Source organism: Bordetella genomosp. 4 (genome assembly GCF_002261185.1).
Taxonomy (GTDB): Bacteria; Pseudomonadota; Gammaproteobacteria; order Burkholderiales; family Burkholderiaceae_B; genus Bordetella_A.
This window is the reverse complement of sequence record NZ_NEVQ01000023.1, coordinates 196,590-206,115: the sequence shown is the minus strand read 5'-3', so window position 1 is coordinate 206,115 and position 9,526 is coordinate 196,590. Positions and strand designations below refer to the sequence as shown.

Sequence of the window (9,526 nt, the reverse complement as noted above, 5' to 3'; positions counted from 1 at the left end):
GCTTCGTCAACCTCGTCGCTACGCTCCTTCGGTTTCCCTCGCTCGACTCCGAGGCGCGCCAACACGGTCACTGCCCCGCCTCGACTCGCAGAATCTCTGATTCCCTTGTCGCTGGCACGACTGGTCTACGTAGGCTTCGTAGCACTGGCGTTTGCAAGGAGGAAGATCTTGCAGGGCTGCTATTCATGGCCGCCTACGGGCGCGGCCATGAACAGCGTTCGTGATCTGCATGCGAAGGGTTTGGCATCGGAGATGAACAGAAGATCTCTCGAGCTACGATCTCGTTATACCTAGAGATGAGCTGCGCATCATCGTCGCATGCATCAACTCTGGCCAAGCAGATCTTCCAAACTGGCAACACGCCACCCCGCCGCATGCCCGGACCGATCGCTATTCGCGCGTGTGCAGGGCACGCGCGAATAGCAGCCCTGCAAGATCTTTCTCTTTGCCAACAGGGCTACAAAAAAACGCCAAGCAAGACAGCCGTGCCAGCGATGTGATGAGCCTGAATTACTGCGAGTCGAGCCGAGGCAATCGGGCCGTGGGGGCGCCTCAAAGCCGAGTGGAGCGGACGTCGAAGGTAGGCCCGAACGGGCCGGACGAGACGAGCGAACACGGTGTCCGGCCCCCGCGGGCCGGACCGGCTTTGTGAAGCCCCTACGGCCCGATTGCCTCGGCTCGACGTCCAATAAGCACACCAACCTCAACCCAGCTATTCATGGCCAACTACATGACGCCCAGATGTTTCGCGAACGTCGCAGGATCGGTGTTGGTGCCGCAGAGCAATACGCCGACTCGTTTGCCTGCCAACTCGTCTTTGAGTTTTCCGACCAACGCTGCGGTCGCCGCGGCGCAAGCGGGTTCGGTCGCCAGTTTGAGTTGATCGAACAGCAGCCGCATCGCGCTGCGCAGATCGTCATCCGAGACCGTGACGAGACGGTCCACGTTCTGGCGGCACAGGTTATAGCTGTATTGCTCGGTATGAGGCGCCATGAGGCTGTCGGCGATGCTTTGCATGGGACCCATTTTGATGGGGCCATTCGCGGCAAAGCTGCGATGCATGGCATCGGCGCCTTCGGGCTCTACGCCGATGACTTGGCACTGGGGATCGAGCAGTTTGATGGCGGTGCTGACGCCTGCCATCAAACCGCCACCGCCGATGGGAACGATGACGGCGTCAAGCTTGCCTGCTTGTTGCAGCCACTCGTAGCCCAGCGTCGCGGTGCCTAGAACGGTGCGATAGCCGTTGAAGGGATGTACGAAGAATCGGCCCTCTTCGCTCTCGATACGGCGCACCGTTTCAAATGCGGACGGGCCGTCTTCAGCGAGGACGACCTCGGCGCCATACTGCCGGCATAGGGACACGCGGGCAGGGCTTGCCGTCTTGATCATGACGACCTTGGCGGGGATTTCCAAACGCATGGCGGCGTAGGCGACGGCGACCGCGTGGTTGCCGGCAGAGACGCAGGTGACGCCGGCGTTGCGCTGGGCTTGATCAAGCGCAAGCAGATTGGAAAAGGCGCCACGCGCCTTGAACGTTCCGCTGGCTTGCAGTAATTCGAATTTGAAGCAAACATCCGTGCCTGCAACGGGATCAAAATCGGATTTCGCAACGACAGGCGTTGTGCGTACCCAGCGTTGCAGTTCTCCATGCAGATCGGTGATGGCGGCTAGATCCGGGACGGGTAATGTTTCCGCAGAGGTGGTCATGATGATTTCCTATGGTTCAGCGCAGGCCTAAATTTTTGCGTACGGCAATGAGCGAGATCAAGCTGATCACGGCCGCGAAAATGACATAGAAGCTCGGCGCGAGTTTGTTGCCGCTGATCGATATCAGCCAGGCGATGATGAACGGCGCGAATCCGCCAAAGATCGTGACAGCGATGTTGTAGCCCAGTGACATGCCGGTCGTGCGCGACTGGGTTGGGAACAGATCGGTCAACAACGCAGGCAGCGCGCCGAAGTAACCTGCCAACAAGACGCCGATCACGAACTGCACCACCATCATGGTGGCAAAGGTGGGCGACGATCTCAGTAGCAAGAACAGCGGGTACATCAAGACGAGAAAGAGCACGGCCGAGGTCAGCATGATGCCTGTGCGTCCGTGTCGATCTGACCAATGGCCCACGATGGGCGCAAAGATGAATTGAACGACGCCGGTGATCAGCGTTGCAGCAAATGCGGCGGATGCGGGGATACCCAGTTGTTTGACCGCATACGTGGGCATGTAGAGAATCAGATAAGTCGCAACCGTGCCCAGTACGACCGAGCCGATGGCGAGGATCAAGCGCGTGCGGTGTTGCGTGAAGGTGTCGGCCAACGGCGATTCAGTACGCTCTGCCGCGAGAAACTCCGGCGTTTCGTCGATGCGGGTGCGGATGTAGTACGCGACGGGACCGATCAAGAGGCCAAAGAAAAACGGCACACGCCAACCCCAGCTCTCGAGTTGTTCGGTCGTCAACCAGGCATTGAGGCCAGTGCCGAAGCCGGCGGCCAGGATGGTGGTCAGGCCTTGGCTGGCGACTTGCCAACTGGCAAAGAAGCCGCGGCGGTTCGGGCTGTGCTCGGCCAGAAAGGCGGTGGCGCTGCCGAACTCTCCACCTGCGGAAAAGCCCTGAATCATGCGAGCGATCACAATGCCGATGGGCGCCCAGATGCCGATCGCGGCATAGGTGGGCATGACGGCGATCATCAATGTGCCCAGCATCATGAGCGTGATGGCCAGCGTCAAGGTGGCACGGCGGCCGACACGATCGGCGTACACGCCGAGCACCAATGCACCCAGCGGACGCATGAAAAACGATACGCCAAAGGTACCCAGCGTGATCAGCAGCGAAATCGTTTCGTTTTCGTTCGGGAAAAACAAGCGCGAAATGGTCGCGGCGAAAAAACCGTAAACCACCAGGTCAAACCATTCCAGTGCATTGCCGATGGAGGCGGCGGCGATCAGACGGCCTGCTGAAGGAGAGGCCTTGCCCGTTGCTGGCGATACCGTTGATGCGGTGTCCATGGATGAAGTGTCCGAAAGTGAGACAGAGCGTTTAATGGGATGCTGTCAGGCAGCGTTAAATACAAAGCCGGAAAACAGAATGTCGTCCGGCTGATGTGCAAAGGCCGCCCTAGCGCGGCCTCGAGTGCAAGGATAGCGCCAAACTCAGGCCTGGCCTGCGCCGGCTTGAGCAATGGCTTCGATCTCGATCAACGCGCCCGGCACCATCAGATCGGCACGCACTGTCGAGCGCGCAGGCAAGGTAGCATCGCCAAAAAACGCACCGTAGGCCGCATCGAACGCGGCGAAGTCTTCGGTGCGGGTCAACCAGACTGTGGCTTTGACGATGTCGCGAGCGGTGAGTCCCGCGGCTTTGAGCTGGCGTTCGATGTTTTCGAGGCAGACGCGCGTCTGCGTGGCGACGTCATCGCCGATCAGGCGAAAGCCTTCGCCGAATGCCATTTGGCCGGATACGAAAACCAGATCGCCTGCACGGCGATACAGCGAAAAGTTGGGCAGGCGTTTGATCGGGCTGGACGAGGATGGCGTGCTGGTCGACATGGAATAGCTCCGTATAGTTGAAAAGTCGATATCGATGTTGCGTGACGTGCGGTCAGCCGTCGTGGAAAACCGTGAACTCGTCCACTGGAACGCGCGTGGTGCGGTATTGATTGACTGGCTCGTCGGGATCTTGATAGCCCAGCGATATGCCGCATACGACGATCTGATCGTCCGGGATGCCCAGTTGTTGTTTGATGATGTCGGGGTAATTGGCTAAAGCGGCCTGCGGGCAGGTGTCCAGGCCGCAGCCACGAGCCATGATCATGATGTTCTGCAAAAACATGCCGTAATCCAGCCAGCTGCCTTTGTCCATGTCGTTGTCAATGGTGAACAGCAGCACGCAAGGAGCGTCGAAGAACACGTAGTTACGGGCATGCTGCTGCGACGAGGCCTCGCGATCGCCTTTCTGAATGCCCAGCAGGCTGTACAGGCCCCAGCCTGTTTCGCGCCGGCGATCCAGATAGGGGCTGCGCCAATTGACGGGATAGTACTGATACTCGCGGCGTTCCGGCTCGTGGCGGGCATGGGCCTGGAGCAATGCCTGGGACAGGGCGTCGCGGCGAGCGCCGGTGACAACGTGTACTTTCCAGGGCTGAATATTACTGCCGCTGGGTGCACGAGCAGCGGCATCCAGGATCCGGCGAATCAGCGCCGTGGGCACGGGCCTGGGCAAGAAGCCTCGAATGCTTTGGCGCGAGACGATGGCTTGTTCAACAGCGTGGGGTGCATCGTTCATTTCAGTGGTTCCTGCGGTTGCGGCATCCTGACCGATGCGTCGTCGATTCGAGGATAACGAGTTCAAGTCACGGATCAGTCCGATGGCGTTTCCGTATTGACGCGAGGGCTGCCATATTTGAATGATCCCTGGGCGGACGCGAGGACACGCCCGTCCGGGTCGGTCACGGTCGCTTGAGAGAAATAGATCTTGCGCCCGCTGCCGGTGACCGTGCCGGTCGCCAGCACATAGCCGCTTTTGACCGAGCCGATAAAGTTGATGGCCAATGAGATGGTCACGGAGTTGCTGCGTTCGGCATGATCGGGATTGATACCCGCATAACCGCAGGCAGCATCCAGTAGAGCGGAGACCACACCGCCTTGTAAGGCGCCTTGGCGGTTGAGATGGCTCGGTTGCAGCGCCATGCGGATGACGACGCGGCCGTCGCCCCAACTTTCGATCGTGGCGCCCAGCGAGTGCAGAAAAGGATTGTCTTCGAAACGGCTCATGATACGTAGCAATGGATAGTGGAATCGGGTGCATGCACCCGGATACAACCATCGATGATACCGTTGATAGATCAATTTGTCGGCCGGACATGTCACAAGCGGCGAGGCGGACGATGATGATTCATCGTCCGCCTCGTGGTGCGTGCTGCGCTTGATGCCAGCACGGCTGGCGAGTATCAGTCCCCGGGTTGCTCAGAACGCGATACTGGCGCTCAAGCTATAAGTACGCGGATCGCCCGCCTTGATGTAGTTCTCCGACTGATACAGCCAGTACCGTTTGTTGGTGAGGTTGTTGATGCCGGCACGGAAGGTCGTGTTGTAGTCATAGATGCGCGTGTCGTAGGTGGCGCCGATATTAAAGACGGTGTAGTCGTCGACCTCGATGTTGCTAGACGCGTCCAGCATGATCCCGCCTGTGTATTTGGCATCGGCCCGTAGTTTCAGGCCCGGCAGCTGCGGCACGTCATAGACAACTTGTGCCGCGGCGATGAATTTGGGGGCGCCTGCGACGCGGTTGCCGTTGTGATCGGCGCCTTTCTTGTACTCGCTATCGAGCATCATGATGCTGCCGCCGACATTCCAGTCCCGCGCGACGCGCGCCGAGGCACCGAGCTCCAGGCCCTGGTAAATCGACTTGCCGCCTTGGACCAGCTCTTGTCCTCCGTCTGCGAGCTGTCGGGCGTACTCCGATTTTTTCTCGATGCGAAACAGCGCGGCGGTCGCTGACCAATCCTCGTTTTCGGTCTTGATGCCCAGCTCGTATTGCTTGCTCTTGAGCGGACTGAGCAGGGCGCCGCGGTTTTCGTAGGTATTGCCGACGACCGAGCCAGGTTCCAGGGATTCGATGTAGCTGGCATACGCCATGGTCTGCGGCGTGAAGTTGTACATCAGCGCCACGGTCGGTGTCAGGACGCCGTTTTTCTCATAGGGTTCCGACCGAACGCCTGCGGCATCAAAGCCCTGTTGTTCGTAATCGGTGTAGCGCAGCCCGCCCAGGATCGACCAGCCGCCGGTCAAGTCGATCGTGTCGCTGGCGAATGCCGCTTTCTGTGTGATCTCTGCCGCGCGATACAGATCAAGCTGGCCTTCGCTGTAATAGGTGTTGGGATTCTGCTCATACAGATTGCCGGTACCCTGGAGCTGATACACGCCATTGGAGCTGTAATCGTTCTTTTGCTTTTGCCACGACACGCCCAGCACGACCTGGTGTTTGAGCGGGCCGGTATTGAATTTGCCTTCGGCCATGGCTTCCCATTGGTTATAGGAATAGGCCTCTCCATAGTCGGAACGGTAATCGTCGTAGTCGCCATCGCTATTGGTCAGCGACAGTACGGCTTCGTTGCGGCGTGTGCGGGTGGAGTTATAGGTGTAGTGGGTGCTGACGTTCCAGTTGTCGTTTACCGCATACTTCAGGCCTGTGGAGTAAAAGCGGAAAGCGTTGTCGGCATAGGGGCCTTCACCCTGAAGGTTGTCGTTATCGGCTCGCAGCGGCGAGGGCAGCGAGGTGCCGGACATGCCTGCTGCAGTGATGGTGGCGTCCTGCCTGATGGCTTTGCGGTCCTGGTAGATGGATTGAAAATCCCAGGTCAGCTTGTCGGTCAGACGCGCGTCCAGCGCCAAGGAAACCGAGTCGCGATAAAGCGAGCCATCGTTGTACGTGGTGCCTTCTTCGTGAGTCGCGTTAAGGCGATAGCCGAATCGCCCGTCATCGCCGACTCGGTCTCCGAAGTCAACGGATTCACGCAATACGCTTTGCGAGGTATAGCCCAGCGTGATGCTGCGTACCGGTTCGTCGGTGGGCTTTTTGGTGACGTAGTTCAGCATGCCGCCCGGTGCGCCAAAACCGTACATGAAACCGGAGGCGCCTTTGAGCAAGTCGATGCGCTCGAACTGCTCGTAGGGCAAGGTGGTGACATAGCTGACAAAGGGCTTGCCGTCGATGCGATAGGAGTTTTGCCAATCCAGCGGCAGGCCACGCACCGTCAGATAGCTGGCCCAGGCGCCGTTGGATGAGCTGTTGTCGCCTACGGAGGCGTCCAGCGCAAATACGTCGCCCAATTTGGAAACCTGGCGATTTTCGATATCCGCAGCGGTGACGACGGTACTGGAAAACGGCGTTTCCAGTTGCGTGCGGCTGCCCAACGCGCCCGCGTTCACGGGCGTTTGCAGATGCTCCAGCGAGTCATCGAAAGTATCGGCCTGGATGGTGACAGTCGGCAGTTCCGTCGCGCTGGGTGCACTGGTTGACGTCGAGGCTTCAGTGGGCTGCGCCTGGGCGCAAGTCGCATAGATGCCCGCCAAGGCCAGGACGAGAGCCGTAGGCAGGCCGGGACGTTGAACGCCTGACGACACAGGACGTTGCCGAAAGTACATTGAGTAAGCCACGGAAGGGGCTCCAGACAGGAAAGATGAGAAGGAAAACCTGTCTTTTTATTGAAAATGCGAGTAATTCGCAATTACTTTTAATTATTGAAATGATTGAGCGTGGCGGCCGATAAAAATCGGAATAGACGAAAAAAAAACGGGCCCTGTCGGGGCCCGTCGAAGGATCATCGCGAAATGCGCGGAATCAGTGCGCCGCTTTATACGTCTGGCGATAACGGTGCAGTAGCGGTTCGGTGTAGCCGTTGGGCTGCGTCAGGCCCTCGAACACCAGGGCGCTGGCCGCCTGGAATGCAACGGATGTGTCGAAGTGGCCTGCCATCGGTTGATATAACGGGTCGTTGGCGTTTTGTTGATCGACGACTTTGGCCATGCGTTCCAGGGTTTCCTGCACCTGTTCGCGCGTCGTGATGCCATGACGCAACCAGTTGGCGATGTGCTGGCTGGAGATGCGCAGCGTGGCGCGGTCTTCCATCAGGCCGACGTTGTTGATGTCCGGGACTTTCGAGCACCCGACGCCCTGGTCGATCCAGCGCACCACGTAGCCCAGGATGCCCTGGGCGTTGTTTTCCAGCTCACGGCGGATGTCATCAGGACTCCAGTCGGCCGGGTTGCCGACGGGAACGGTCAACAAGCCATTGAGCAACTCGTCTTGTACGTCGGCGAGTTTGGTGCTTTCCAGTTGCTGTTGCACGGCAGACACGTCGACTTGGTGATAATGCAAGGCATGCAAGGTGGCTGCGGTGGGTGAGGGCACCCACGCGGTGTTGGCGCCGGCCTTGGGATGTGCAATTTTTTGCTCCAGCATGGCGGCCATCAGGTCAGGCATGGCCCACATGCCTTTGCCGATCTGGGCGCGGCCACGCAAGCCGCAATCCAGGCCGACCAGGACGTTGCTGCGCTCATAGGCGGCGATCCAGGCGCTGGATTTCATGTCGCCTTTGCGCATCATGGGACCTGCCTCCATCGTGGAGTGCATTTCGTCGCCCGTGCGATCCAGGAAGCCCGTGTTGATGAAGGCAACGCGGCCGGCTGCAGCCAGGATGCAGGCCTTGAGGTTGACGCTGGTGCGACGCTCTTCGTCCATGATGCCCATCTTGATCGTGTGGCGCGGCAGGCCGAGCAGGTTTTCGACACGATCGAACAATTCATTGGCAAAGGCCGCCTCGATGGGACCATGCATCTTGGGTTTGACGATGTAGATCGAGCCCTTGCGCGAATTGCGCTTGTTGGCTCGGTCGGGCAGGGCCGTCAAGGTCGTAAGCACGGCGTCCAGAATGCCTTCGGGGATTTCGTTGCCGCTGGCATCCAGAATCGCCGGGTTGGTCATCAAGTGGCCGACGTTACGCACGAACAGCAGGGAACGGCCGTGCAAGGTCAGTGTGCTCTTGCCGTCGGGCGTGCGGTATTCGCGGTCGGGATTCATGCGGCGCGTGAAGGTCTGGCCGTTTTTGGTGACTTCCTCGGTCAGGTCGCCCTTCATGAGGCCGAGCCAGTTGCGGTAGATCTGCACTTTGTCGTCCGCGTCGACGGCGGCGACGGAATCTTCGCAGTCCATGATGGTGGTCAACGCGGCTTCGACTACGACGTCTTTGACGCCGGCGGCGTCCGTGGCACCAATGGTATGCGAGCGATCGATCTGGATTTCGATGTGCAGGCCGTGATGTTTGAGCAGGATGGACTGCGGAGCCTGGGGCTCGCCGACATAGCCTACGAACTGCGCGGCGTCTTTCAGGCCGGTGCTGCCTTGTTTGGTTGTGACGACCAACTGGCCGTTGTCGACGGTATAGGATGTGGCGTCCGTGTGCGAGCCTTGCGCCAGGGGCGCGGCTTGATCCAGTACGGCGCGCGCGCGGGCAATGACGGCCTCGCCGCGTTGCGGGAAATAGCCGCGGCCAGTGTCGCCGGGCGTTGGGGGAATGGCGTCCGTGCCATACAGAGCGTCGTACAGGCTGCCCCAGCGCGCATTCGCGGCGTTCAGGGCGTAGCGTGCATTGGACATGGGCACGACCAACTGCGGGCCGGCTTGCTCGGCGATTTCGGCATCGACATCGGGTGTGGTGACCTGCACGGCGTCGGGGATGGGGAGCAGATAGCCGATTTTTGTGAGAAACGCGCGGTAAGCGGCGAGGTCGCGTACCGGGCCCGGGTTGGCGCGATGCCAGGTGTCCAGCTCACTTTGCAGGCGGTCACGGTCGGCCAGCAGCGCGCGATTGCGCGGCGCGAGGTCACGCACGATGGCGGCAAAACCGCGCCAGAAATCTTGAGGGGCGATGCCGCTGGCGGGCAGGGCCTCGTTTTGGATGAATTGGTGAAGCACGGCCGCCACTTGCAGGCCATCTTGCTCAATACGTTCAGTCATGCTTTTGC

General features: G+C 59.7%; 7 protein-coding genes. All 7 read right to left on the bottom strand.

The window, feature by feature from the left end:
• Window positions 1-726 precede the first annotated feature (726 nt).
• Window positions 727-1,710: a threonine/serine dehydratase gene (locus CAL20_RS25420; protein ID WP_179266741.1), complete on the bottom strand. Its 984-nt coding sequence runs from the start codon at window positions 1,708-1,710 to the stop codon at window positions 727-729.
• 16 nt (window positions 1,711-1,726) lie between these two features.
• A complete protein-coding gene (locus tag CAL20_RS25415) occupies window positions 1,727-3,010 on the bottom strand; it encodes an MFS transporter (protein WP_094824109.1) in 1,284 nt (427 codons plus the stop codon).
• 144 nt (window positions 3,011-3,154) lie between these two features.
• Window positions 3,155-3,550 carry a RidA family protein gene (locus CAL20_RS25410; RefSeq protein WP_094824110.1) on the bottom strand — a complete coding sequence of 132 codons (396 nt, stop codon included), beginning with the start codon at window positions 3,548-3,550 and terminating at the stop codon, window positions 3,155-3,157.
• Window positions 3,551-3,602: 52 nt separating this feature from the next.
• Window positions 3,603-4,286 (bottom strand): nitroreductase, encoded by a 684-nt coding sequence (locus CAL20_RS25405; protein WP_094824111.1) that lies wholly within the window; start codon window positions 4,284-4,286, stop codon window positions 3,603-3,605.
• A gap of 74 nt (window positions 4,287-4,360) precedes the next feature.
• Window positions 4,361-4,774: a PaaI family thioesterase gene (locus CAL20_RS25400; protein ID WP_094839396.1), complete on the bottom strand. Its 414-nt coding sequence runs from the start codon at window positions 4,772-4,774 to the stop codon at window positions 4,361-4,363.
• A gap of 192 nt (window positions 4,775-4,966) precedes the next feature.
• A complete protein-coding gene (locus CAL20_RS25395; protein ID WP_094839385.1) occupies window positions 4,967-7,147 on the bottom strand; it encodes a TonB-dependent siderophore receptor in 2,181 nt (726 codons plus the stop codon).
• A 196-nt stretch (window positions 7,148-7,343) separates the two neighbouring features.
• Window positions 7,344-9,518 (bottom strand): malate synthase G, encoded by a 2,175-nt coding sequence (locus CAL20_RS25390; RefSeq protein ID WP_094839384.1) that lies wholly within the window; start codon window positions 9,516-9,518, stop codon window positions 7,344-7,346.
• Between the last annotated feature and the right edge of the window lie 8 nt (window positions 9,519-9,526).

What these genes read in the sequence shown, in the direction of transcription:
- CAL20_RS25405 (WP_094824111.1), bottom strand. Translation starts at nt 4,286, where the DNA reads ATGAACGATGCACCCCACGCTGTTGAACAAGCCATCGTCTCGCGCCAA.
- CAL20_RS25390 (WP_094839384.1), bottom strand. Translation starts at nt 9,518, where the DNA reads ATGACTGAACGTATTGAGCAAGATGGCCTGCAAGTGGCGGCCGTGCTT.
- CAL20_RS25395 (WP_094839385.1), bottom strand. Translation starts at nt 7,147, where the DNA reads ATGTACTTTCGGCAACGTCCTGTGTCGTCAGGCGTTCAACGTCCCGGC.
- CAL20_RS25400 (WP_094839396.1), bottom strand. Translation starts at nt 4,774, where the DNA reads ATGAGCCGTTTCGAAGACAATCCTTTTCTGCACTCGCTGGGCGCCACG.
- CAL20_RS25420 (WP_179266741.1), bottom strand. Translation starts at nt 1,710, where the DNA reads ATGACCACCTCTGCGGAAACATTACCCGTCCCGGATCTAGCCGCCATC.
- CAL20_RS25410 (WP_094824110.1), bottom strand. Translation starts at nt 3,550, where the DNA reads ATGTCGACCAGCACGCCATCCTCGTCCAGCCCGATCAAACGCCTGCCC.
- CAL20_RS25415 (WP_094824109.1), bottom strand. Translation starts at nt 3,010, where the DNA reads ATGGACACCGCATCAACGGTATCGCCAGCAACGGGCAAGGCCTCTCCT.